The sequence below is a fragment of the Sphingomonas edaphi genome (assembly GCF_003583725.1).
In the GTDB taxonomy this organism is placed as follows: Bacteria; Pseudomonadota; Alphaproteobacteria; order Sphingomonadales; family Sphingomonadaceae; genus Sphingomicrobium; species Sphingomicrobium edaphi.
The window spans coordinates 1,011,087-1,032,506 of record NZ_QXTF01000001.1 but is presented as its reverse complement, the minus strand read 5'-3'; the positions used below and the strand labels follow the sequence as shown (position 1 = coordinate 1,032,506).

Below are 21,420 nucleotides of genomic sequence, written 5' to 3'. Positions count from 1 at the left end.
CAAGGAGGATGGAGCGAGCCCGGCGGCTGGGGGCCTTGGAAAGCCGTTAGTTGCCGGCGGTACCCGAACCGCTGGCGGAGCCGCTTACCGATCCGCTGACACTGCCGCTGACATTGCCGGCCAAGTTGCCCGCGCGATCACGGACATGGCCCACGGCAGTGGTAGCCCGGTTGCGGACATTGCCAACCGCTGTCGTGGTGCGGTTACGCACCGCGCTCACCGTGCCCGCCGCGCGATCCCGAACAGCGCCAACGGTGCTGGCGACGGCGTCGGTGCCGACCGCCTGGACACCGAGACCGGCATTGCCGCTTGCCGAAGCGTCGGTTGACGATGATCCGGCCAGTCCAACCGTTTGGCCAAGGCCGTTGGCGCCGACCGCGCCGGTGGCCACGCTGCTGACAGAACCCGCCAGTCCCGCATTGGCGCTTGCGCTGCCGCTACGAGTATTGACCGAGCGGTTGGCCGACACGCTCCCGTTGACCGTATTGCTAATCGCTCCGGTCGCGCTGCCCACGATTGAGCCATTGCCAAGCAATCCGCCGCCCGAACCGCCGAGCGTCCCGGACAAGGCGCCGCCGAGGCCGCCACCTCCGCTGCCGCCGAGCAACTGCGCCTGCGCGGGGGCAGCAGCGATGGCCGCGCCGATAAGGGCGGTGGCGATCATGTTGGTCTTGAGCATCGAAATCTCCTTCGTTCTATGAGGCCGCTTCGGCCCCATCTGCAAAGAAGAACGGCACCCGCCGCCCACTTCATCCCGCGGCAGGCAATTTATTTTAGGCCAACAGCCTTGGGCGCCACATCGCAGGCCGAACAGACGATGCCGCGGCCTACTTTGCCCTTGCCCGGGACCGCTTCGCTCGCCAGCCGGTCCGCCGAACCCGTGGCGGCGAGCCTCGCGGTTACGAAGGGCGCCGCAAAGCTGGTGCCCCTGACGACCGTATACCCCTTGCCGGGCAGCGCTGCGGCAAGGTCTGCTCCGGGGGCGGCGAAGTCGAGGTGGGCCGACCGTCCCGCCTCACGGAGCGCGCGATTGCGAGAATCTACGCCCGTCACGGCAATCACTCCCGGATAGGATGCCGGATACTGCGGCGGTGAGGCCGGACCGTCGTTGCCAACCGCCGCCACCAGCGCAATGCCACGGCCGCGAAGTGCGGATATTGCCCGGGCCAGCATGCGGTTGGAAGGTCCGACAAGGCTAATGTTGATGACCGACGGCCGCTTCGACGCTGCCCAGGCCAGTGCACGGACGATTGTAGTGGCGGATCCCGCGGCGGCGTTACCGCCATAAACATCCCCGACGAACAGTTGCGCGCCGCGCGCCGCACCCTTGAAGATCCCCTGGTCACCGACGATCAGCGAGCCGACGGCCGTACCATGCCCCGTCGGCTGAGCCCCGCCGGCAAAGCCGCGCTGCTCGATCGATGCGCGCGCCAAGGCTGGGTGCGAGGCAATGCCGCCGTCGATCATCGCAATTCGAGCGCCCGGACGGACGGCACGATTAGCGGCCAGCAGAGCGCCTGCCGCTGGAAGGAGCGCTCCGCCAGCAGGTTCGTAGATATGGTTGTAATCCGCCTCCATTGAAGGGGCCGCCCTGCGAAGCGCCTTCAGTGCCTCGCGGACGTCCATTCCGCGCGGAATTGCAAGCGTTACCATGCGAATGCCCAATTCGCCCGCCTGCTCGTCGCGCACAACGCGAAAGCCACGGCGTTGGGCGGCTGCCAGCGCGCGATGGTCAGGATCCGTTACGATCAGCTCGCCCCGACGAACCGGCTGGCCTTCGCTGTCGCGATCTAGCGTATCTCGGTTGGCGCGGATGAGCGCGGACAGCCGCGCCTTGCGTATATCCGACAGCAGGGCGGGCGGCGCCGAAAGCTGCGGCAGCGGACGCGCGACCGCGTCCAGCGAAACTGGGCGGGCCGGATTGACATAGGAGGACGGCGCTGCCTGCTGGCCGGTGACGTCCCCAACTGTGCGGTCGACAGTGTTGGCAACGGGGCCGAGCACGCCGCCAATCGGCCCACCGAGCCCGCCGCCGCCCAAAAGCTGGGCGGACGCCGCCGACGCGGCGGTCGCGGTCAGCAGGATGGCGGTAAGGATCGGGCGCTTTAACATTGTTCAACCTTTTCTTATGGGCTTGCGGATGAAACGTCGAACGCGCGCCGTTTCATCCGCATGAGGCAGAATGACGTCCCTATCTCCGTTCGACTCCGAGCTTGCCGCCGTCTGGCCGCGCCTCCGGCGCTTCGCCTACGCGCTGTCTCGCGACGCGGCCGATGCGGACGATCTTGCGCAGATGACGGCGGAGAAAGCGTTCAAGTCATTCGATCAGTTCCAGCCCGGAACACGATTCGACAGCTGGGTCTTCCGCATATGCCGGACGGTTTGGATCGATACGGTGAGATCTCGCGGCCGTCGGTCGGCGCACGAGGCACCGTCGGAAGCCGCCGAACATTTGGGTCACGACCCGACGGCAGCGACAGAGGCGGTGATCGACTTGGGCAAGGCGATGCAGGCCTTGCAGCAGCTACCCGACGAACAACGCGAAGTGGTAGCACTGATTCTGATCGACGGCTTCGGATACCGCGAAGCGGCGGAAATCCTAGCCCAGCCAATCGGGACAGTTTCCAGTCGGCTTGTCAGGGGACGGCAGGCTTTGCTGGCCATGCTGGGCGAGGGTTCATGAGATGATCGACGACGAGAAATTCTTTGCCTGGCTGGACGGCGAGCTACCCGTCGCCGACGCAGCGCGAATTGCCGAGCAGGTCGGAGCCGACCCGGCTCTCATCGCGCGGGCCGCTGAGCATCGCGCCCTTGCGGCCAGCCTCAGGGCCGGCTTCGCTCCCCTTATGGAAGGCAAGATGCCGCCGCCGCGCTTTGCGCCGGCTGAGGTTGTCGACCTTTCGGCGCGTCGCAAACAGTGGGGGGCTCGCGGATCGTTTGGATTGCCGCAATGGGCCGCAATGGCGGCAACACTGGCCGTGGGCATCGTTGCCGGGCATTTCGTTGGTGGACGCGATAGCTCCCCGATTCAGTCGCTTGACGGGCAATTGGTGGCCGCCGCTTCATTGGATGAGGCGCTGAACTCGCAATTGGCCTCGAGCGAGCAGGGCGGAGCCGTCCGGATCGGCCTGACGTTCCGAGACAAGGCCGGCGGAATCTGCCGCACCTTCAGTGAAAATGGCGCTACCGGCCTAGCCTGCCGGGACGGCGACCATTGGCGCGTCGACGGGCTGTTCGGTGCCGCCGAAGGGCAGCAATCCGATTATCGTATGGCAGCCGGAGCCGATCCGCGGATTGCCTCCATGATCGACGAGCGGATCAACGGCGATCCATTCGGTCCGGCGGCTGAGCGGGCGGCACGAGGTGACAGCTGGCGTTAATGGTCCGGGTGATCGGCACCGAACAGTTCGTCGCATTCAGCTTCATCATCTGCGCTGCTGACCGTGCCGTCGGACAGGCGCAGTACAAGATAGCCCGCTAGTGCCGATAGCAAGGATCCGGCCAGCGTTCCGATCTTGGCCTCGTCGATCCTGGCCGTGTCGCCAGGGAAGGCCAGCGCGCCGATGAACAGGCTCATCGTAAAGCCGATGCCACACAGGATGGACGCCCCGTAAAGTTGCGACCAGCTGGCACCCTCGGGGCGGGAGGCGAGCCGGGTTCTGATCGACAGCCAGATCGCGCCGAACACGCCGAGCTGTTTGCCGGCGAATAGGCCCAGCAGGATAGCAAGCGGCAACGGTTGAAGAACAGAGTCAATCCCACCCGTCAGGTGCACCCCCGCCGACACAAAGCCAAAGATGGGCACGACACCGAACATCACCCAAGGATGAATCGCATGCTCCAGGTGTTTTAGGGGGGAATGCGCTTCACCTCGGCCCAAGGGGATGGTCAGCGCTGCAAGCACTCCGGCGATGGTCGCATGGACGCCGCTAGCGAGCATCAGCAGCCACAAGAAGGCAAAGCAGAGCAGGAAAGGCCAAAGTCGCCGGACTCCGAATTGCCCGAGCGCGGCCATGCCGGCAACCAGCGCTAGCGCTGCGCCGAGGGCGTAGACGTTAAGGTCGGCAGTATAGAATAGCGCGATGACCAGCACTGCGCCGATGTCGTCGACGATGGCGATCGTCACGAGCAGTAACTTTATTGACGCCGGGGCGTGGCGGCCAAGGATCGCCAGCACACCGATCGCGAAGGCGATGTCGGTCGCCGCAGGGATGGCCCAGCCGGCGCTCAGGTCAGGATTGCCGGCAACGATAGCCAGGTAAATGACGGCCGGCACCGCCATTCCGGCACCGGCGGCAACGATCGGCAAGCGCCGGTCGGATGGTGTCGCCAGCCTCCCATCATACCATTCCCGCTTCACTTCCAGCCCAACGAGCAGGAAGAAGATAGCCATTAGCCCATCGGCTACCCATTCGTGGAGCGACATCACGCCCAGTCGGGGCATGGATGGGCCCAATTCCAAATGGAGCAAAAGCTCGTAGGAAGCGGCGAGCGGCGAGTTGGCCGCGATCAGTGCGGCGCCGGCGGCGGCGATGAGCGCCAGTCCTGCCCATTTTTCGAGCTGTTGCTGGTTTGATGCTATGGAGGCCATACCGTTGCCTAGCTGCTGTCGCCAACAGGGCCAAGCCCAACCGGCCTGTCGGCAACTCCTGTCAGTAGATGTGCGTATTTTCACCGCGGTTGGCAGCGGCGCATCCTTGCGCGCCTATGGAATGGAAGTTGGTCAGACTGGAACTGGCGTCGAACGGTGAGTTTCCGCGCGGCTCGGCAGGTCGGACTTACTTGCTTCGACTGCCGCTTGCCGACGACGGTCACGTCGATTGCACCCGGTTGGCCGCCGAGCCCGAGCGGGCGGTCGTCCGACGCTATTGGGCCAATGAAGCCGATAGGATTGGCCACCTTGTCGGAACGTCGGCGGGCCTGGCGATTCGCTATGAGGTTAATGACAACAGCAATGGACCGCTATTTCCCTTCGGCGCGGATCGGTTGAGCCTGGGCGGCGAGGTCAAACTGACAGATGTCGATGGCCGCGAGCGCGACTTTCGAGTGGCAAGCGTCACCTAATCCTTGAGCTCGTCCCCCAAGCCTGCTGCAAAGGCAATGCGTAGCGCTTCCGACAGGCTCGCGACGCCCAGCTTGCTCATCAGGTTGGCGCGGTGGATCTCCACCGTTCGCGGACTGATATCCAGGTCAAAGGCAATTGTCTTGTTTGGGTGTCCGCGGACCAGCCCTTCCATAACATCATGTTCGCGCGGGGTTAGCGCCCCTAATCGCACCTTGGCCTCGTTGGCTCGCGCCCGGCTACGGTCGGCTTGGGCGATACGCGCCAGTCCCTCGTCGATGGCGCTCAGCAACACGGCCTTTTCGAATGGCTTCTCGATGAAATCGACTGCGCCCGCCTTCATGGCCTGCACGGCCACCGTCACATCGCCATGACCGGTCATAACGATGACGGGCAGGCTAACCCCGCGCTGACGGAGCTCTCGCTGCACTTGTAAGCCGTCGATTCCCGGCATTTGGACGTCGAGCAGGATGCACCCCGGTTCAAGGTTCTTCTGCTTTAGCAAATCCGTGCCTGAGGCGTAGCTCGTCACCTGGTATCCCGACGTCCTCAGCATGAATCCGGCGGACCGGCGGACCGCTTCATCGTCGTCGACCAAGTGTACAATCTTTTCGCTCACGCCTTCGCCTCCTCGCTGTCCGCGTCGATGATTGTGAAATGGAAGGCAGTGCCGCCCGAACGGGTGGGTTCCGCCCAGATTCTACCTCCATGCGCGGCGACGATGGTGGCTGAGATGGAAAGGCCAAGCCCCATGCCATTCTCCTTGGTGCTTCGGAATGGTTCGAACAGTCGTTCGGCAATGTCCGGCGCAAGGCCCGGACCGCTGTCCGTGACCGTGACCCTGACGAGGCCGCCCGCCGCTTTCTTCGAATGGACCTGCAGGCGTGGATCCCGCTTTCCGTCCATGGCCTCGATCGCGTTTCGAATCAGATTGAGCAGCACCTGCTGGATCTGGATCCGGTCGACCAGCACCCGGTCCACAGCCGGGTCGAGGCGCAGGTCAAATTCTAGGCCCTGGTCTCCGGCGCCCACCAACGCCAATGCGCTTGCTTCGGTGACCAGCCGGTGGAGGCTTTCGATCCGATGCTCCGTCTCTCCACGGGAGATGAAATCGCGCAGCCTCCGGACGATCTGGCCGGCGCGGACCGATTGGGCGGCGCATTCATCCAAGGCCTCGCGGACAGTGGCCAGCGTTTCGGCGTTGGGGGTGCCGGCCAGCATGTCGCGCGTGGCTTCGACGTAATTGGCGATCGCGGTGAGCGGCTGGTTGAGCTCATGGGCAAGGCTGGTTGCGAGCGTGCCCATTTCGGACACGCGCTGGACATGGGCCAGCACGGACTGGAGGTCGTGGACGCGAAGCTCCGCCTCTTGCCGTTCGGTCAGGTCGCGGATGAAGCCGGTAAAGACGCGGTCATCGCCAATCCGCGCCTCGCCGACGGACAATTCGATGGGGAAGGTCGCGCCGTCCCGATGGCGCGCGGTAAGGACGCGACCGATGCCGATAATTCGCCTTTCTCCAGTTAGGAGGTACCGCTTGAGGTACCCGTCGTGGCGCTCCCGGTCCGGCGAGGGCATGAGAATGCTGACATTTTCGCCCAAGATCTCGTCTTCACGATAGCCGAACATCTGCTCCGCGGCTGTGCTGAAGGACAGGATATGGCCGCGTTCGTCGATCACGATCATCGCGTCGGGCACAGTCTCCAAGATCGACCGCAAATGTGCCTCGCGAGCGAAGATGCGCGCCGTCCCCTTGCCGATCCCGTCGTCCGCCATGCGGCCTGACTATAGTGGATCGTCCGATTTCCCAACGCGCAAATTTGGCGTGGCGGTCAGAGATCAGGAGGGTCTGAATGGGGATGGTGCCCAGGGACGGGATCGAACCGCCGACACTGCGATTTTCAGTCGCATGCTCTACCAACTGAGCTACCTGGGCGCACCGTTCGAGGCAGAGCCGCCTCGCGAGCGAGCCGCTCCCTAGCGGTCGCTATCCTCGCTGTCCAGCCCGTCCGTGTCGACAGGAGGCCCGGGAATGCGATAGCCTTCACCAAGCCACTGGAGCAGGTCACGGTCCTTGCACCCTCGGCTGCAAAATGGCGCATGGTCGGGCGATGGGGGCTTGCCGCACAGGGGGCACGGCTTGGACTTGGTATCAGGCATGTTCGGCATGTCCGGCCGACATGGCGAGCGCGGCGTCGGCGCGCAAGGTCACGTTTCCGCCCACCTGCCGCGCCAGCCGTTCGAGCCAGTCCGGATGACTCTCCAGGACGCGCGCCACTGCGGGATGCGCGACGAGGCGTATGGCACCGATCTCGGCGCCCGAGCGGCGGAGCAGGGCACGCGCCTCGAACGAAGCGCAGTCAGCAGCCAAGTCGATCAACGATGGCCGGCTACGCGGCCGCACGACCTGCACGAACCCGAACCCGTTCATCGCCGTGCGCTCGGCCGGCGAGGGGAGGTAATTGGCCAATATGGAATCGACCTGCTGGCGCGCATCGCGTCCCTTCAGGGTAGGAAAATCGATGCCGGTGGGGCCACCGAGGTCCAGCCGCCGGATCGCCCGCGCGGCGGCCCACGCACCCATTTGCGCCAGCCGGTCCGGTACCAGCCAGCCGTCGACATCGATCATTGTCATTGCCGCCGTCGGCTGGATCCGCAGCTCGCCGCCATCGAACCGCAAGATCCCACTGCGCGCTTCCTCCAGCAATTCGTCCCAGCCGTCGATTCGGCCCGGTTTCCCGTCGGCCAGTGGAGGGGCGGGGCGCGGTGTCTCCTCGCTACGGCGGGCAAGGCCGCGTTTCCAGCTTTCGACGCCGCCCAACGCTTCGCGGGTCACCTCGATGCGCAGCGGCCCCCCTTCGCTGATTCCTGACACACCGCGCGGAAGCAGGAATTGCTCACCGCCGGCCTCCACGGTGACGCGGGGCGCGACCGCCACCAGCTTCGCCTCGAGGATTGTGCCCGCCGGCGTGACCCCCTCGCGCCGCACGCGCGCTTCTAGGACCTCGTCATTTTCGATGAGCGCGGCGCGTGTTTCGCCAATGCCGTCTTCGACCACCCATTCAGGCAAGGGGATAACCCGCACTCTTCAACAGGTGGCGGGTCTCGGCCAGCGGCAGGCCGACGACGTTCGAATAACTTCCGGCCAAGTGGCGGACATAAACTTCGCCATAGCCCTGGACAGCATAGCCGCCGGCCTTGCCGCGCCATTCGCCATGCCCCGCGTAATAATCGATCTCTTCCGTGGACAGCCGCTTGATCGCAATCATCGTCTCGACGACGCGGGAGCGGATTCCGGAAGCGGGGATAGCCAGCGCCACGCCGGTTAGCACCCGGTGGCGTCGCCCCGACAACAGCTTCATGCAGGCGCGGAGCGTCGTTTCATCCTCGACCTTGGGCAGGATTCGGCGTCCGACCGCGACCACCGTGTCGGCGGCCAGCACAAGCGCATCGGGATGGCGTGCCGCCGCCGCGGTCGCTTTTTCCTCGGCCAGGCGCAAGGCATGAGCGCGCGGCAGCTCGCCTTTGGGGACGCTCTCGTCAATATCGGCGGGATCGACCGCGTCGGGGACGACGTCAATCCGGGCCAGCAGGTCCAGGCGGCGCGGGCTCGCCGAGGCGAGGATCAGCCGCATCAGGCGTTGGGCGTCGGGCCCCCGCGACCGGGCATGAAGCGGTAGGTGATGCGCCCCTTGGTCAGGTCATAGGGCGTCAGTTCAACAAGGACTTCGTCGCCGGTCAGCACGCGGATGCGGTTCTTGCGCATCTTGCCCGCTGTGTGGCCCAGGATTTCGTGGCCGTTCTCCAGCTCTACGCGGAACATCGCATTGGGCAGCAGCTCGACCACCCGTCCGCGCATCTCAAGAAGTTCTTCCTTGGCCATTCAAATCCTTCATGTCTTTAAAATCGAGTTGGCGGCTCATAGCGGCAGACCGCCTCATTGAAAAGGCGGGCCGCTCAGCCAACTGTCAGCACGGTCGATCCGATGGTTCGCCTAGCCTCCAATGCTCGGTGCGCGTCGGCCGCACATGCCAATGCAAAGCGCTGCCCGATGTCGATTTTCACGCGCCCGCTTCGCACGATGTCGAACAACGCCCTGGCCGAATGTTGCAACTCGCTGCGCTCTTCGATGTAGGTGAACAGGGTTGGGCGGGTCAGGAACAGCGACCCTTTCTGCGCGAGGAGTCCGGGCGCGAACGGTTCGATCGCGCCGGAGGACTGACCGAAACTGACCATCAGGCCGCGAGGGCTCAGGCAGTCGAACGATCGCAGGAACGTATCCTTGCCCACGCTGTCATAAACAACCGGGACGCCCTTGCCGTCGGTCAGTTCGCGCACTCGCTCAACGAAATCTTCGTTCGTATAAAGGATCGGGTGACGGCAACCGTTGGCCCGCGCCAGTTCTGCCTTCTCCTCGGTCGACACCGTGCCGATCACAGTTGCGCCCAGCGCTGCTGCCCATTGGCACAGGATCAAGCCGACGCCGCCCGCCGCCGCATGCACCAGGATGGTCTCGCCCGCTTTGGTTGTCCGCACCCGATTGAGCAACATATCGACCGTCATGCCCTGCAGCATCATCGCCGCCGCTTGCTGGTCGGTGATCTCGGCGGGCGGTACGACCAACCGGTCGGCGGCAATGAGGCGGCTCTCGGCATAACCGCCGATCGGTCCGGCGTAGGCCACGCGATCGCCGGCCTCAAGGCCGGCGACGTCTGGTCCGACCAAGTCGACGATCCCGGCTCCTTCGACGCCCGGCGTGAAGGGAAGCGGCTGGGGATAAAGGCCGGTCCGGTGATACACATCGATGAAGTTCAGACCGACGGCCGTCTGGCGAATGCGGACCTCGCCGGGCCCCGGATCGCCGACTGCGCATTCTTCCCACCGCATTTGCCCCGGCCCGCCGGGTTGATGAACGCGAATGGCATGGGTCATCGACGGCTCCTGAAACGGATAGGCCCCGCCGCGACCTTGGGTCGGGCGGGGCCGATTTCAACCGGCTGGGCCGGAAGACTTACACCGCCGAATGACCGGCCAGCGCAGCGAGCAGGAGTAGCGCTACGATGTTGGTGATCTTGATCATCGGGTTCACTGCGGGGCCCGCCGTATCCTTGTACGGGTCGCCGACCGTGTCGCCGGTAACCGCGGCCTTATGGGCTTCGCTGCCCTTGCCGCCGTGATTGCCGTCCTCGATAAATTTCTTGGCATTGTCCCATGCGCCGCCGCCCGAGGTCATAGAAATGGCGACGAAAAGGCCGCCGACGATGACGCCCAGCAGCAACGCACCCAGCGCTGCGAAGCCTTGGGCCTGCCCCGCGACCGCCGTAATGACGAAATAGACCAGGATCGGCGCCAGGACCGGGAGCATCGACGGAATGATCATTTCCTTGATCGCTGCCTTGGTGACTAGATCGACCGTCCGGGCATAGTCGGGGCGCGATGAGCCATCCATAATGCCGGTGTTGGTCCGGAATTGCTCGCGCACGTCCTTGACCACGTCGCCTGCCGCACGGCCGACTGCCGTCATGCCCAGTGCGCCGAACAGATAAGGCAGCAGCGCGCCCAGCAGAAGGCCGACGATGACAAACGGGTTTTCCAGGCTGAAGTCGACCGCAAGGCCCGGGAAAAACTCGCGCAGGTCGGTGGTGTAGGCGGCGAACAGCACCAGCGCAGCAAGGCCGGCCGATCCAATCGCATATCCCTTGGTCACGGCCTTGGTCGTATTACCCACCGCGTCAAGCGCGTCGGTCTTTTCACGGACGCTTTCGTCCAGGCCAGACATTTCCGCGATGCCGCCGGCATTGTCCGTTACAGGGCCGTAGGCGTCGAGCGCCACGACCATGCCGGCCAGCGCCAGCATCGAAGTGGCGGCGAAGGCAATGCCCATCAGGCCCGCCAGCGCATAAGCGATGATGATGCCGGCGCAGATGACCAGCGTCGGCATAGCCGTCGATTCAAGGCTGATCGCCAAGCCCTGGATGACGTTGGTGCCGTGGCCAGTTTCGGACGCCTTGGCGATCGAACGGACCGGGCGATAGTTAGTGCCGGTGTAATATTCGGTGATCCAGATGATGAGGCCGGTGATGATCAGGCCCAGCAGCATGCACCAGTAGAGGTCCATGCCGGTGAAGCTGGTGGCGCCTGCCGACATCGTCGCATTGAGATCGCCCAGCGCATATTGGGTAGCGAAGAAGATGGCGATGCCCGAGGCGACGGCAGTAACCGCGAACCCCTTGTACATCGCGCCCATGATGCTGGTGCCCTTGCCCAGCCGGACGAAATAAGTGCCGAGGATCGACGTCAGGACGCAGACGCCACCAATCAGCAGCGGTAGGCTCATCAGCGGCAGCAGGGCATCGCCCGCTCCCTTCATGAGCAGCGCGGTCAGGACCATTGTGGCTCCGACAGTCACGACATAGGTTTCGAACAGGTCGGCCGCCATGCCGGCGCAGTCGCCGACATTGTCGCCGACGTTGTCGGCGATCACGGCGGGGTTGCGGGGATCGTCTTCCGGAATACCGGCCTCGACCTTGCCGACCAGGTCGGCGCCCACGTCGGCGGCCTTGGTGAAGATGCCGCCGCCAAGACGGGCGAAGATGGAGATCAACGACGCGCCGAACGCCAGGGCGACGAGCGCGTCGATGACGATGCGGTCGCTGGGCTCATGGCCAGCAACGCCGACGAGATAATAGAAGAAGCTGGCAATCGCGAGCAGCGCTAGGCCGGCGACTAGCAGGCCGGTGATGGCGCCGGCGCGGAACGCCATCGTCAGGCCCTGCTGAAGGCCCTGGCTGGCGGCCTCCGCCGTGCGGACGTTGGCGCGCACCGAAATGTTCATGCCGACAAAGCCGGTTGCTCCCGACAGGATGGCGCCGAGCACGAACCCGCCCGCGGAGAGCGGACCGAGAAACACGAAGACGATCACGGCGACGACGACGCCGACAACGGTAATCGTCATATACTGACGCCGAAGGTAGGCCGAAGCGCCTTCCTGAATAGCTGCGGCGACTTCCATCATCCGTGCATTGCCCGCCGATGCGCGAAGCACCGCCGAGCTGGTAAGACCGCCGTACAGCAGCGCAACGACGCCGCAAGCGATCGCAAAGAGTACCAGGTTCATATTGGTGAATTCCCCTATTCGACCATGAGGCGGCAACGCCGTCCCTAGAAAGCCCGGGGAAGGTGTAACGGGGATTTGGGCGGTGGCAACCCGCCAGTTGTCAGGGCGCTATCGGAGCACCAGCGCGGTCGCCATTCCTGATGCAAGGCCTAGTGCGGCAATGACCCATTGACGGGTGCTAAGCGCGATGATGTTCATATCCAAGCCGCTCCGGTATCGGTACTTCGCCCTTCTCGTCGAACAGCGAAATGCTGCTTCCCGGAACGAGTGATCCGATCGGCGCAATGATGGTCCTTGAAGGTAAAGAAAGGCTTACCGCCGGATCAAAGTCCTCCGGCAGCGCGGCAAGCAGCGCATAATCGTCCCCGCCGGTGGCTGCGGACAGGCGCGACGTCCGGCTATTGCCGCGCTCGGCAATGAAACCGCGCGACAACGGCAAAGCGGACAGGTCGACCCGTGCGCCGCAGCGGCTCGCATTGCACATCCGCTGCAGGTCGAGCAGCAGGCCGTCCGACACATCCATCATTGCGGTCGCGGCGGTCGCCAGCGCGCGGCCCGCCGCCAGTTGCGGGACGGGCCGGCGATAGGCCTCGACCAGCGGCCCCTCCGCCTTGGGATCGTGACGCAAGGTGGCGAGGCCCGTGGCGGCGTCACCCAATACGCCGACCAGCCACAGCCGATTACCCGGCCTGCCGCCGCCGCGCGATGGGATATTGGTGCCACCGCGCCCGATGGCGGTCAGTCCCAGCACGCGCGGCGATCCCGCGGGAAGCGCGATCGTGTCGCCGCCGACCAAGGGCAAATGGTACGCTTCGCAGGCCGCCGCGACGCCCGACAGGAAGCGCTCTTCCCACTCGCCATCGCCGCCGATGGTGACGCTCATCAACGCGGCGATCGGCTCGGCGCCTTTCGCGGCAAGGTCGCTCAAATTTACGGCGACAAGCTTCCAGCCGACCGAGGCCGGCGGATCATCCGACAGGTAATGGATGCCCTCAGCGATGCTGTCATGGGTAAGCACCATGTCGCCGATCACCGCCGCGTCATCCTCCAGCCCGCGCGCGGCGGGATGGGTTGCGAGCGCGCGCAGTCGCTCTAGGAACGCAAATTCGCCGATGCTCATGATCCGACTATAAACCGCGACAGAGCGGTTGGGGAAAGCCCTTAAGCGGCGGGCCGGGCGACCTTGGCGATTGCGTCGAGCAGGCCGTTCACGAAGCTCTTCTCGCGTTTGTCGTAGAAGGCATCTGCGACATCCAGATACTCACTGATAACGGTCGCGACGGGTACGTCCCGACGGGCGACCAGTTCATAGGCGCCGACCCGCAGGATCGCCTTCATTGGCTTGTCCAGCCGCTCCAGGCTCCAGCCTTGGGCGAGCCGTTCCGCGACCAGCGCATCGATCTCATCGCGTCGCGCCAGCGCTCCCGTTACTAAATCATCGAAGAAGCTCTGCTCGGCGTCTGCATAGGTTTCGCCCTCGATCGTCGCACCGAGGCGATGGTCGTGAAATTCATGGAGCAAGCGCGCGGTTGGCGTGCCTTCCATTTCCTGCTGGTACAGCGCCTGCACGGCGGCGAGCCGAGCGGCGGAGCGCGAGATCGAACGAGTCATGATGGGCGGAGCCTTAGCCGCTCAATTGCCGGCAAGGAAGGGGGCGAGCGCATCCGCAACCTTGTCCGGAGCTTCCCACGGCGCGAAATGACCGACGCCCTTCAACGGAAAGACCTCCACGTCGTCGCCGACCTCCCCCATTCCTTCGAGCTGAACTGGGAGTAGCGCCTTGTCCTCAATGCCCCAAATGACCCGTACGGGCATATGCAACTTGGGCAGGCCGCGCTCGACCCAATCCGGCATGACTGTTTCTTCGCCCATCGGAGGGACGAATATCTGGCTGGCGCGATACCAGTTGAGCATCGCGGTAAGCGCGCCCGGCCGGCTCCAGTCGGCAATGTATCTGGCTCGCTCGTCCGACGAAATGCGCGCCAGGTCGACATGCTTCGAAAAACTTTTGTCAAAGAAGGTGTCGAAACCCATCCGCGTGATCGCAGCTTCCATCCCCGGATCTCGGAATGCCGTGATATATTGGGAAGCAGCGCGCTGCGCTTCATCCTCGACCAGCGACTTCTGGAAAATCAGGGGATGCGGCGAATTCACGATTCCCAGTCGCTCGACACGGGGGTTGCCGCGCAGCGCCGCTGCCCAAGCGATGGCGCCGCCCCAGTCATGGCCGACCAGCGTAAAGCGCTCCACATCCAGTTCATCCGCCAGCGCGAAAATATCCGCGACCAGCGTCTCAGTGGAGTAAGCTTCGACGCCGGCTGGCCGGTCCGTTTGGCCGAATCCCCGGAGGTCGGGCATGATCAGTCTGACGCGGTCCTCCAGCCGCTTTTCGACCTCGCGCCAGGTTCGGTGGGATTCAGGAAAGCCGTGCAAGAGAATGGCTGGCGGCGCATCGTCGTGTCCGGTGATGGCGACATTCATCGTGATGCCGGTCGACAGCGACCGAAGTTCCTGTCGCATCAGGGATAGCTCACCGTCTTGGGGACTTCTGGAATGGGAATGAATTCCTCTTCGTCTCCCGGCACGAGCGGGAAGCGCCTCGCTTTCCAGTCTTCCTTGGCCTGGTTGATCCGATCGCGTGACGAACTGACGAAGTTCCACCAGACATGGCGCGGCGTAGTAAAGGCTTCACCGCCAAGCAGCATGATGCGCGAAGACGCCCCCGCGCTAAGCTTCATCGCCTCACCCGGAGCCAAAATGTAGAGCGCGAAAGGGTCGAGTGGCCGACCGTCGATGCTCGCCTCGCCCTCGCAAAGCAGCACCGCCCGTTCGTCGGCGTCGGCGTCGATAGGAACACTTGCGCCGGCGGCTAACATGATGTCGGCGTAAATTGTAGCGCTGTGCTGAGTTACGCCAGCTGTCTGGCCCCACAATGTACCCATCAACACCCGTGCGGACACGCCATCGTCCTCTACCAGCGGCAGGGCGGTTTCGTCGGCATGCTCGAACGCCGGTTCGATATCTTCCTGGCCGTCAGGCAGCGCCAGCCAGGTCTGCATGCCGTATAGCGTCGGTCCGTCCGGTCGAAGGTCCTGCGGCGAGCGTTCCGAGTGAACGATTCCCCGCCCCGCGGTCATAAGGTTGATTGCTCCCGGCTCGATCACGCAACGCGTGCCAAGGCTGTCGCGATGTTCGATCGCCCCTTCGAACAGGTAGGTGACGGTGGCGAGGTTGATATGCGGGTGCGGCCGGACATCCATTCCCAGTCCAGCCGGAAGCCTCGCGGGGCCAAACTCATCAACGAAGATAAAAGGTCCGACCATCGTCCGGCTCTTGGCGGGAAGGGTACGCCGAACCTTGAACGCCCCCAAATCATGCGTTGAAGGGGTGATGACCTCCATCAATTTTCTCCCGGTGCCAGTGCCTTTATCGTCAGTGCGTGGATGCGTTCGCGCATCAACTCGCCCAGCGCGGCATAGACGCGGCGTTGTCGCTGCACCCGGCCGAGGCCCTCGAACTGGGGACTGACGATGGTCAACGCAAAATGGCTTTCACCGCGCGGATCGTGGCCAGAATGGCCGACATGGTGATGACTTTGATCTTCAAGGGCGAGGCTGGTTGGGCCGAGCGCCGACGTCAGGCGTTCGATGATTTCCCGGGCGACGGGGCCGGTGGCGGTCGATTGCATCGCTCCTATATAGAGGTGTTTGAAGCGCGAGGAAGAAGTGACGGTACGGCAGGCCAAGTGGCATGGACGGGTTGAAGGGGCGACGGACCGCTGCGCGGTGCCCGGTTGCGGCGAGCCGGGCGAATTCCGTGCGCCCATTTCGCCAGGCAACTTCGATGGGCCTGGCACTTGGAGCTTCCTGTGCTTGGAGCATGTGCGCGCGCACAACGCGGCCTACAATTTCTTCGAAGGGATGAGCGCCGAGGAGATCGAGGCGGCCCAGTCGCCGATCGCCGGCTGGGAGCGAGCCACGCGCGCTTTCGCCACCAATGGCGCCGACCGCGGTCCTGCCTGGACCGACTTCGCCGATCCACTCGATGCGATTTCTGCGCGCTTCCGGCCAGAATCGCGGCGTCAGCGAGTCGATCGTTTCAACGCCAAGGAACGGCATGCGCTCGGCGTACTTGGCCTGAAGGATGACGTTGACCGCCGCGGCCTGCGCAAGCGCTATTCCGACCTGCTTCGCCGTTACCACCCCGATCGCAATGGCGGAGACCGCCGGCACGAGAAAAAACTGCAGCAGGTAATCGAGGCCTACAATGCGCTTAAAGGCGCGCGTGCATTCGCGGGCATGGGACAATGACCCATCTGCGGTTGTGGCGCTTCGATGTGCCGGCCGCGACCGAGGAACGGTTCGTTGAGGCTTATTGCGCCGACGGGGATTGGGCGCGCCTGTTCGGCAGCGCGGAAGGGTTTCTGAAGACCGAACTGTGGCGCGAATCAGACGGCGCTTACGTCACCGCGGACTATTGGCGAACGCGAGAGGATTTTGAACGATTCCAGTCGGCGCTGGGCGTGGCTTACCGGGCGCTCGATACCGAGCTTGAGGGCATTTCGGGGACGGAAGTTTTCCTCGGAGCCTTCGATCTGGTCACCTAATCCCGGTCGGGTGCACCGAGCGGAAAATAATGGCGGTACGGCCTCGCTTCCTCGACTGCGCGCGATACCGCGGGATAAGCGAGGAGCCGGCGCCGGTACGCGGCGAGTCGAGGACGACCCTCGGCTATCGGCTGTACCCAGTCTGCGTAAAAAAGCGCTGGCGCCGCCGCGCAGTCCGCGAGAGTGAAAAGATTGCCGACCGCCCAGCCTTCCTCCGCCAAATTCGCTTCAAGCCAGTCGTACGCCACGTCCAGCGCTTCGCGGCCACGCGTCGCTGCCAGGCCTTCTCCGTCGGGCCAAATGGCGTGATTGACTGCTGGCTGCATGTTGCCTTGGATGTGCAAGTCGAAAAAGCGGTCGAGCAGTCGCACGCGCCGCCCCTCCGCACCGTCGGGAATCCAGACGTTTGGGCCGGGATGGCGGGCCTGTAGATGCTCGATAATGCACGTTGCTTCGGGGATGACCTCGCCATCGTCGACGAGCACCGGAAATTTGCCGATTGGCCAGACCTTTTTAAGGTCGGCCATACCGCTGGGGTCAGCAGGATCGACATTGCGATAGACGAAGGGGGTTTCATTCGCCCAAAGCGGAATGAGAGCCTTCCAACTGTAACTACTGAAGGGATGGACGAAGAGTTCGAGGCTCACCACCGACCCTCCGCCATGGCCGCCTGCCGATCCCGTTCGCGGTGGCTGCTCGATTGCGGGCCGGCCCAATCCTGGCCGACGCCACCGGCCGGTTCATAAGTTGCGATAACTGCGCCGGACCGGGTCATCTTGTAATCGATCGGCCGCAGCGATCGTGCAGGGGTCCCGTCGCCAAACAGCCGTTTGCCAGCTCCCAGGACAACCGGGAACGTCATGATGGTCAGCTGATCGAGCAGGCCTTCGCGCAGAAGTTGGGGATAGAGCGTACTGCTGCCCTGAATCAGGAGGTCGGGACCGTCGCCTTTGCGGATCGCTTGCAGCTCATCGATGCTGCCGACCCCGTGGCTGTTCGACCAGCCCAGATCCGGCGCTCCTCGGGTCAGCACATACTTGTCGGCGCGAGTGAAATCCTCGCCCATCTGGATAGCGGCTTGCTCCCCCTCGTCTTTGCCTGTGCGGTCGAAGATCTCGCCGATGCCGGTCGCTTCCCCGCCGACATAAGGCCAGTAAGCGGCAAAGATGTCGTAGGTGCGGCGGCCGAGCAGAAGGGCATAGTCACCCTCGAAAAAGCGGTCGATCGCATCGCCGACCTCATGGTCGAAGAATTGCGGCAGCCAGCCACCATGCGTGAAGTTGCCGGTCGGATCCTCGCTGGGCCCGCCAGGCGCCTGCATTACGCCGTCTAGCGAGACGAAAGCGCTCCCACGGATTTTACGCATCGGCGGTCTCGCCGTTGAACGCGGATGCGATCTTCGCGATGTCGATTTTCTTCATCTTCATCATCGCATCCATCGCGCGCTTCGCGGCTGCGCGGTCGCTGCTAGTCGTCGCCTCGATCAGCATGCGCGGCGTGATCTGCCATGAATAACCCCACTTGTCCTTGCACCACCCGCAGACGCTTTCCTCTCCGCCATTGTCGACGATGGCGTTCCAGTACCGGTCGGTCTCTTCTTGGTCGTCGGTGTAGACCATTAGGCTCACCGACTCGTTCGGCTTGAAATTATCTCCCCCGTTGAGGCCGACGAAATGGTTGCCGCAAACAGTGAATTCGACGGTCAATTCCTGGCCTTCGGGACCCGACGGCGTATCGGTCGCGGATTGCGACGCTGCGCCGACTTGGCTGTCGGGAAAAACGCTGGCGTAGAATTCCGCAGCCTTGCGCGCTTCGCCGATGTCATACCAAAGGCACGTGATCATCTTCTCCGTTTTCTCGGTAGCCATCATCCATTCCTTATTTCTGGCGGGGTCCGACCAAGCCGAAAAGTGCGCCCTGCGGATCGACACCATTGAAAGCAAATTCGCCGCCCGGAATTTCCATCGGGCCGTTTACGACCTGCCCGCCGCCAGCGCGGACGGCATCGGCTGCGCGGTCGATGTCGTCGACGCCGACATAGAAGTTCCACATGGACCGGGGCATGTCGGGCATGGTTGGCATTACGGCGCCGATCCCGACCCCGTCATGCTGGACAAAGTGGTATTTGCCCATTTCGCCCATATCCATGTCACCTTCTTGGCTCCAACCGAAGTGACGCTTGTAGAAGTCGATCGATCGGTTGGGATCGCTACTCCACAGTTCGTTCCAACGGACGTGCTGTGGCCGGTCGACTGAAAAGACATCGCTTTTCGCATCCGGCTGGCCTTCCGGCGGGATGGGATCCATCAAGTACACGGGGGCGCCCTCCGGTCCGGTGACCATCGCCAATCGACCGACGCCTGGCTGATCCCATGGAGCCACCATCACCGACCCGCCATCCGTACTGATGGCCTCTACTGCTTCGTCGACATTGCCGACGTGCAGATAACCGAGCCAAATGGGCCGGGCCCCTCCCAACCGCATTTCGTCAGTCAGGGTCAGCACGCCGCCGGCATTGCCGCCGTCCGACCGGCCGATCATCCGGTATTCGATGCCGGGCGCTACGGAGTTTTCGGCGATGTTCCAACCTACGACGGCATCATAAAATTTCTTCGAAGCCGCGGGGTCGGGACTCATCAGCTCATACCAGATGAAGCTGCCTATCGGATTGGTCATGGGCCTTACTCAGCCGCGGTATCGATAATCGGCCGGAAACCTCCCCAGAACATCCGCTTCCCGTCGAACGGCATTTCCTGGTTTTGCATCGAGGTGTTGCTCATCATCTTGGCCCACGCAGCGTCGCGCGTGTCCTTGTCGGGCCATTCGACGTAAGAATAGACGATGCCCTCGCCGTCCTCGGCCTTCACCGCGCGCTTGTAGTCGGTGACCTTGCCCTCGGGCACGTCATCGCCCCACGCCTCAACCACTCGCAGCGCGCCCATGTCCTTGAACTTGGCCGCCATGTCTTGCGCCATCGCGCGATAGGCGTCCCTCTTACCTTCCGGAACTGGCAGCAAATATCCGTCGGTATATCCCGTTGTTCCACTGGCCTTTTCGTCGACGAAACTTTCGAAGCCACCATAGATCATGCGCGTTCCGTCAAACGGCATGTTCGCGCCCATGTCCTTCATCCGCGGGTCATTCATGATCTTTTCGTTGGCTGCGTCGCGCGTCGCGCGGTCGGGATACTCGAACCAGGAGAACACGACCGTCTCGTCGTCCTTGGCCTGAACCGCACCCTGGAAATCGGTAACCTTTCCTTTTGGCACGTCATCGCCCCAGTTTTCGACCATCCGCGTGACGCCAAATTCCTTGAATAGCGGCGCTGCGTCTGTCGCGTGCTTGCGATATGCTTCCTTGTTGGCGTTGGGGACCGCGCAGACAAATCCTTCAATGTAAGTCATCCAGCCTCTCCTCTTCGGTCTATTTTCCAGCTGGCGCTTCTGCCTTCGTCAAGGCTTCCGCGCCTCCTTGAATGGCTTGAGGAGCCATCCAGTTTGGTTCCCAATGATGGCCGTCGGGGTCTTCGAAGCTCCGGCCGTACATTAGTTCGCCAAACTCCTGCTTCGGCCCCGGGTCGCCCTTGCCTCCGGCGCTGACCGCCTTGTCGATCATTGCGTCGACGTCGGCTTTGCTGTCGCAGGAAATGGCTAGCAGCACGCCGCTCGTGCGGTGGGCGTCAATGACGTCCTTCTTGGTAAAGGTCCGGTAGAAATCGTGGGTCAGAAGCATGACGTAAATCGCATCGCTCAACACGATTGCGGTTGCCTGCTCGTTCGAAAACAGGGGATTTATGGTGCCCCCAATCGCCTCATAAAAGGCAGTTGAGCGCGCCAGGTCGGTGACCGGCAGGTTCACGAAAATCATTTTCGGCACTGGCAGCCTCCTCGCGACTCGGCTGGCTTGTCTTTTGCGGGCAACAGTCATAAAATGCAACCATGAAGTCAGAAAAGATAACCAATGTGCGGCAGGGCGAAGAGAAGCGGAGATATGACGATGCGTGTGGAACCGCCCATGGTCTCGCACTGATCGGCGAGCGCTGGGCCCTGCTGGTGCTGCGCGAACTAATGCTAGGGGCGAGGCGTTTCTCCCAGCTTCGCGCCGACCTGCCTGGCATCAGCGCCAACGTGCTCACCCAGCGACTGTCGGAATTGGAGGCTCGCGGGCTGGTTGTGAAGCGCAGGCTGCCCCCGCCGGCAAATGTGCAGGTATATGAGGCAACCGAATGGGGGCTTGAAGCGGAACCGATCATCCAGACCCTGGGCCGCTGGGCAGCTCGAAGTCCCAGCCACGATCCCACCTTGCCGATCAGCGGCGTTTCGATCCTACTATCGATGCGTACGATGTTCGATCGGGAGAAAGTCAAAGGGCTGAACGCCGTAATCAACTTTCAGTTCGGCCATGACAGTTATGTCGCCCGCATCCACGGTGGCGAGATCGACATCGTCCGCGGCGAAGCGGCGGATGCATCGCTGACCATCGCTGCCAATCCGCCGGCCAATCTTGCCGCGGTCCTTTATGGCAAGGCAACTTGTGACCTAATTGAATGGTCGGGCGACAAGGCCCTGCTCGACCGGTTCGTCGATTTGTTCGAATTGCCGCCCAAGGCGCCGGTCCCGGCCAGTTGAGGCGCGGCCT

General features: G+C 63.4%; 28 protein-coding genes and 1 tRNA gene. 6 read left to right on the top strand and 23 right to left on the bottom strand.

The window, feature by feature from the left end; genetic code table 11:
- Nucleotides 1–46 precede the first annotated feature (46 nt).
- Together D3M59_RS05315 and D3M59_RS05310 are read right to left on the bottom strand one after the other, a co-directional pair.
- Nucleotides 47–679, bottom strand: coding sequence for a hypothetical protein (locus tag D3M59_RS05315; RefSeq protein ID WP_233543143.1), 633 nt, complete (start codon nt 677–679; stop codon nt 47–49).
- An 89-nt stretch (nt 680–768) separates the two neighbouring features.
- A complete protein-coding gene (locus D3M59_RS05310) occupies nt 769–2,112 on the bottom strand; it encodes a S8 family serine peptidase (protein WP_119532243.1) in 1,344 nt (447 codons plus the stop codon).
- 70 nt (nt 2,113–2,182) lie between these two features.
- Between D3M59_RS05310 and D3M59_RS05305 the strand changes: the two genes are divergently transcribed.
- Nucleotides 2,183–2,683 (top strand): RNA polymerase sigma factor, encoded by a 501-nt coding sequence (locus D3M59_RS05305; protein ID WP_119532241.1) that lies wholly within the window; start codon nt 2,183–2,185, stop codon nt 2,681–2,683.
- A 1-nt stretch (nt 2,684) separates the two neighbouring features.
- Nucleotides 2,685–3,380 carry an anti-sigma factor family protein gene (locus D3M59_RS05300; protein ID WP_119532239.1) on the top strand — a complete coding sequence of 232 codons (696 nt, stop codon included), beginning with the start codon at nt 2,685–2,687 and terminating at the stop codon, nt 3,378–3,380.
- Here D3M59_RS05300 and nhaA read toward each other — a convergent pair.
- Nucleotides 3,377–4,591: a Na+/H+ antiporter NhaA gene (nhaA, locus tag D3M59_RS05295; RefSeq protein WP_119532237.1), complete on the bottom strand. Its 1,215-nt coding sequence runs from the start codon at nt 4,589–4,591 to the stop codon at nt 3,377–3,379. The two genes, D3M59_RS05300 and nhaA, sit on opposite strands and share 4 nt — an antisense overlap.
- Before the next feature lie 116 nt (nt 4,592–4,707).
- Here nhaA and D3M59_RS05290 point away from each other — a divergent pair, with 116 nt between their 5' ends.
- Complete coding sequence (locus D3M59_RS05290) at nt 4,708–5,064, top strand: hypothetical protein (RefSeq protein WP_119532235.1); 357 nt, start codon at nt 4,708–4,710, stop codon at nt 5,062–5,064.
- On the opposite strand, the gene D3M59_RS05285 is transcribed toward D3M59_RS05290, so the two are convergent.
- From D3M59_RS05285 to D3M59_RS05220, 14 genes are all read right to left on the bottom strand, one after another.
- The gene (locus tag D3M59_RS05285) at nt 5,061–5,681 is read right to left on the bottom strand and encodes a response regulator transcription factor (protein ID WP_119532233.1); all 621 of its coding nucleotides are present in this window, start codon (nt 5,679–5,681) and stop codon (nt 5,061–5,063) included. The two genes, D3M59_RS05290 and D3M59_RS05285, sit on opposite strands and share 4 nt — an antisense overlap.
- On the bottom strand, nt 5,678–6,835 hold the full coding sequence (locus D3M59_RS05280; RefSeq protein WP_119532231.1) for a sensor histidine kinase: 1,158 nt from the start codon (nt 6,833–6,835) through the stop codon (nt 5,678–5,680). Before D3M59_RS05280 ends, D3M59_RS05285 begins: the two co-directional genes overlap by 4 nt.
- An 84-nt stretch (nt 6,836–6,919) precedes the next feature.
- Nucleotides 6,920–6,995: transfer RNA gene (locus D3M59_RS05275), tRNA-Phe, on the bottom strand.
- Between the two features lie 41 nt (nt 6,996–7,036).
- Entirely contained in the window at nt 7,037–7,228 is a 192-nt protein-coding gene (locus D3M59_RS05270; protein ID WP_407695425.1) for a DNA gyrase inhibitor YacG, read from the bottom strand.
- The gene (locus tag D3M59_RS05265) at nt 7,212–8,144 is read right to left on the bottom strand and encodes an Rne/Rng family ribonuclease (protein ID WP_147416706.1); all 933 of its coding nucleotides are present in this window, start codon (nt 8,142–8,144) and stop codon (nt 7,212–7,214) included. Before D3M59_RS05265 ends, D3M59_RS05270 begins: the two co-directional genes overlap by 17 nt.
- Nucleotides 8,122–8,694 (bottom strand): Maf family protein, encoded by a 573-nt coding sequence (locus D3M59_RS05260; protein WP_119532225.1) that lies wholly within the window; start codon nt 8,692–8,694, stop codon nt 8,122–8,124. Before D3M59_RS05260 ends, D3M59_RS05265 begins: the two co-directional genes overlap by 23 nt.
- Nucleotides 8,694–8,942 (bottom strand): translation initiation factor IF-1, encoded by a 249-nt coding sequence (gene infA / locus D3M59_RS05255; protein ID WP_119532223.1) that lies wholly within the window; start codon nt 8,940–8,942, stop codon nt 8,694–8,696. The genes D3M59_RS05260 and infA overlap by 1 nt, the downstream gene beginning before the upstream one ends.
- Nucleotides 8,943–9,016: 74 nt before the next feature.
- Nucleotides 9,017–9,991 (bottom strand): quinone oxidoreductase family protein, encoded by a 975-nt coding sequence (locus tag D3M59_RS05250; protein WP_119532221.1) that lies wholly within the window; start codon nt 9,989–9,991, stop codon nt 9,017–9,019.
- A 79-nt stretch (nt 9,992–10,070) separates the two neighbouring features.
- Nucleotides 10,071–12,176 (bottom strand): sodium-translocating pyrophosphatase, encoded by a 2,106-nt coding sequence (locus D3M59_RS05245; RefSeq protein ID WP_119532219.1) that lies wholly within the window; start codon nt 12,174–12,176, stop codon nt 10,071–10,073.
- A gap of 178 nt (nt 12,177–12,354) precedes the next feature.
- Nucleotides 12,355–13,296 (bottom strand): thiamine-phosphate kinase, encoded by a 942-nt coding sequence (thiL, locus tag D3M59_RS05240; protein WP_119532217.1) that lies wholly within the window; start codon nt 13,294–13,296, stop codon nt 12,355–12,357.
- A 41-nt stretch (nt 13,297–13,337) separates the two neighbouring features.
- Nucleotides 13,338–13,787, bottom strand: a complete 450-nt coding sequence (nusB, locus tag D3M59_RS05235) for a transcription antitermination factor NusB (protein WP_199662370.1) — start codon at nt 13,785–13,787, stop codon at nt 13,338–13,340.
- 21 nt (nt 13,788–13,808) lie between these two features.
- On the bottom strand, nt 13,809–14,696 hold the full coding sequence (locus tag D3M59_RS05230) for an alpha/beta fold hydrolase (protein WP_119532213.1): 888 nt from the start codon (nt 14,694–14,696) through the stop codon (nt 13,809–13,811).
- Nucleotides 14,696–15,577: a pirin family protein gene (locus D3M59_RS05225; protein ID WP_119532211.1), complete on the bottom strand. Its 882-nt coding sequence runs from the start codon at nt 15,575–15,577 to the stop codon at nt 14,696–14,698. The genes D3M59_RS05230 and D3M59_RS05225 overlap by 1 nt, the downstream gene beginning before the upstream one ends.
- Nucleotides 15,577–15,864: a BolA family protein gene (locus D3M59_RS05220; protein WP_119532209.1), complete on the bottom strand. Its 288-nt coding sequence runs from the start codon at nt 15,862–15,864 to the stop codon at nt 15,577–15,579. Before D3M59_RS05220 ends, D3M59_RS05225 begins: the two co-directional genes overlap by 1 nt.
- A gap of 19 nt (nt 15,865–15,883) precedes the next feature.
- On the opposite strand from D3M59_RS05220, the gene D3M59_RS05215 reads away from it, so the two are divergent.
- Nucleotides 15,884–16,486, top strand: a complete 603-nt coding sequence (locus D3M59_RS05215) for a J domain-containing protein (protein WP_233543142.1) — start codon at nt 15,884–15,886, stop codon at nt 16,484–16,486.
- Nucleotides 16,483–16,782: an antibiotic biosynthesis monooxygenase family protein gene (locus D3M59_RS05210; RefSeq protein WP_119532207.1), complete on the top strand. Its 300-nt coding sequence runs from the start codon at nt 16,483–16,485 to the stop codon at nt 16,780–16,782. The genes D3M59_RS05215 and D3M59_RS05210 overlap by 4 nt, the downstream gene beginning before the upstream one ends.
- Here D3M59_RS05210 and D3M59_RS05205 read toward each other — a convergent pair.
- The 6 genes from D3M59_RS05205 to D3M59_RS05180 are packed head-to-tail and all read right to left on the bottom strand — an operon-like array spanning nt 16,779 to nt 20,649.
- The gene (locus D3M59_RS05205; RefSeq protein ID WP_119532205.1) at nt 16,779–17,429 is read right to left on the bottom strand and encodes a glutathione S-transferase family protein; all 651 of its coding nucleotides are present in this window, start codon (nt 17,427–17,429) and stop codon (nt 16,779–16,781) included. The genes D3M59_RS05210 and D3M59_RS05205 overlap by 4 nt on opposite strands.
- A complete protein-coding gene (locus D3M59_RS05200; RefSeq protein ID WP_119532203.1) occupies nt 17,426–18,148 on the bottom strand; it encodes a dihydrofolate reductase family protein in 723 nt (240 codons plus the stop codon). Before D3M59_RS05200 ends, D3M59_RS05205 begins: the two co-directional genes overlap by 4 nt.
- Nucleotides 18,141–18,650 (bottom strand): VOC family protein, encoded by a 510-nt coding sequence (locus D3M59_RS05195; protein WP_119532888.1) that lies wholly within the window; start codon nt 18,648–18,650, stop codon nt 18,141–18,143. The genes D3M59_RS05200 and D3M59_RS05195 overlap by 8 nt, the downstream gene beginning before the upstream one ends.
- A 10-nt stretch (nt 18,651–18,660) precedes the next feature.
- Nucleotides 18,661–19,458: a VOC family protein gene (locus tag D3M59_RS05190; protein ID WP_119532201.1), complete on the bottom strand. Its 798-nt coding sequence runs from the start codon at nt 19,456–19,458 to the stop codon at nt 18,661–18,663.
- A 5-nt stretch (nt 19,459–19,463) separates the two neighbouring features.
- Entirely contained in the window at nt 19,464–20,186 is a 723-nt protein-coding gene (locus D3M59_RS12435; protein WP_119532199.1) for a DUF1428 domain-containing protein, read from the bottom strand.
- A 19-nt stretch (nt 20,187–20,205) separates the two neighbouring features.
- Complete coding sequence (locus D3M59_RS05180; RefSeq protein WP_325048607.1) at nt 20,206–20,649, bottom strand: VOC family protein; 444 nt, start codon at nt 20,647–20,649, stop codon at nt 20,206–20,208.
- A gap of 71 nt (nt 20,650–20,720) precedes the next feature.
- Between D3M59_RS05180 and D3M59_RS05175 the strand changes: the two genes are divergently transcribed.
- Entirely contained in the window at nt 20,721–21,410 is a 690-nt protein-coding gene (locus D3M59_RS05175; protein WP_119532195.1) for a winged helix-turn-helix transcriptional regulator, read from the top strand.
- Nucleotides 21,411–21,420: the final 10 nt, after the last annotated feature.

Coding starts and splice junctions, on each gene's coding strand:
- D3M59_RS05315 (WP_233543143.1), bottom strand. CDS start 679: ATGCTCAAGACCAACATGATCGCCACCGCCCTTATCGGCGCGGCCATC.
- D3M59_RS05310 (WP_119532243.1), bottom strand. CDS start 2,112: ATGTTAAAGCGCCCGATCCTTACCGCCATCCTGCTGACCGCGACCGCC.
- D3M59_RS05305 (WP_119532241.1), top strand. CDS start 2,183: ATGACGTCCCTATCTCCGTTCGACTCCGAGCTTGCCGCCGTCTGGCCG.
- D3M59_RS05300 (WP_119532239.1), top strand. CDS start 2,685: ATGATCGACGACGAGAAATTCTTTGCCTGGCTGGACGGCGAGCTACCC.
- nhaA (WP_119532237.1), bottom strand. CDS start 4,591: ATGGCCTCCATAGCATCAAACCAGCAACAGCTCGAAAAATGGGCAGGA.
- D3M59_RS05290 (WP_119532235.1), top strand. CDS start 4,708: ATGGAATGGAAGTTGGTCAGACTGGAACTGGCGTCGAACGGTGAGTTT.
- D3M59_RS05280 (WP_119532231.1), bottom strand. CDS start 6,835: ATGGCGGACGACGGGATCGGCAAGGGGACGGCGCGCATCTTCGCTCGC.
- D3M59_RS05270 (WP_407695425.1), bottom strand. CDS start 7,228: ATGCCGAACATGCCTGATACCAAGTCCAAGCCGTGCCCCCTGTGCGGC.
- D3M59_RS05260 (WP_119532225.1), bottom strand. CDS start 8,694: ATGCGGCTGATCCTCGCCTCGGCGAGCCCGCGCCGCCTGGACCTGCTG.
- infA (WP_119532223.1), bottom strand. CDS start 8,942: ATGGCCAAGGAAGAACTTCTTGAGATGCGCGGACGGGTGGTCGAGCTG.
- D3M59_RS05250 (WP_119532221.1), bottom strand. CDS start 9,991: ATGACCCATGCCATTCGCGTTCATCAACCCGGCGGGCCGGGGCAAATG.
- D3M59_RS05245 (WP_119532219.1), bottom strand. CDS start 12,176: ATGAACCTGGTACTCTTTGCGATCGCTTGCGGCGTCGTTGCGCTGCTG.
- thiL (WP_119532217.1), bottom strand. CDS start 13,296: ATGAGCATCGGCGAATTTGCGTTCCTAGAGCGACTGCGCGCGCTCGCA.
- nusB (WP_199662370.1), bottom strand. CDS start 13,787: ATGACTCGTTCGATCTCGCGCTCCGCCGCTCGGCTCGCCGCCGTGCAG.
- D3M59_RS05230 (WP_119532213.1), bottom strand. CDS start 14,696: ATGCGACAGGAACTTCGGTCGCTGTCGACCGGCATCACGATGAATGTC.
- D3M59_RS05225 (WP_119532211.1), bottom strand. CDS start 15,577: ATGGAGGTCATCACCCCTTCAACGCATGATTTGGGGGCGTTCAAGGTT.
- D3M59_RS05220 (WP_119532209.1), bottom strand. CDS start 15,864: ATGCAATCGACCGCCACCGGCCCCGTCGCCCGGGAAATCATCGAACGC.
- D3M59_RS05210 (WP_119532207.1), top strand. CDS start 16,483: ATGACCCATCTGCGGTTGTGGCGCTTCGATGTGCCGGCCGCGACCGAG.
- D3M59_RS05200 (WP_119532203.1), bottom strand. CDS start 18,148: ATGCGTAAAATCCGTGGGAGCGCTTTCGTCTCGCTAGACGGCGTAATG.
- D3M59_RS05195 (WP_119532888.1), bottom strand. CDS start 18,650: ATGGCTACCGAGAAAACGGAGAAGATGATCACGTGCCTTTGGTATGAC.
- D3M59_RS05190 (WP_119532201.1), bottom strand. CDS start 19,458: ATGACCAATCCGATAGGCAGCTTCATCTGGTATGAGCTGATGAGTCCC.
- D3M59_RS12435 (WP_119532199.1), bottom strand. CDS start 20,186: ATGACTTACATTGAAGGATTTGTCTGCGCGGTCCCCAACGCCAACAAG.
- D3M59_RS05180 (WP_325048607.1), bottom strand. CDS start 20,649: ATGATTTTCGTGAACCTGCCGGTCACCGACCTGGCGCGCTCAACTGCC.
- D3M59_RS05175 (WP_119532195.1), top strand. CDS start 20,721: ATGAAGTCAGAAAAGATAACCAATGTGCGGCAGGGCGAAGAGAAGCGG.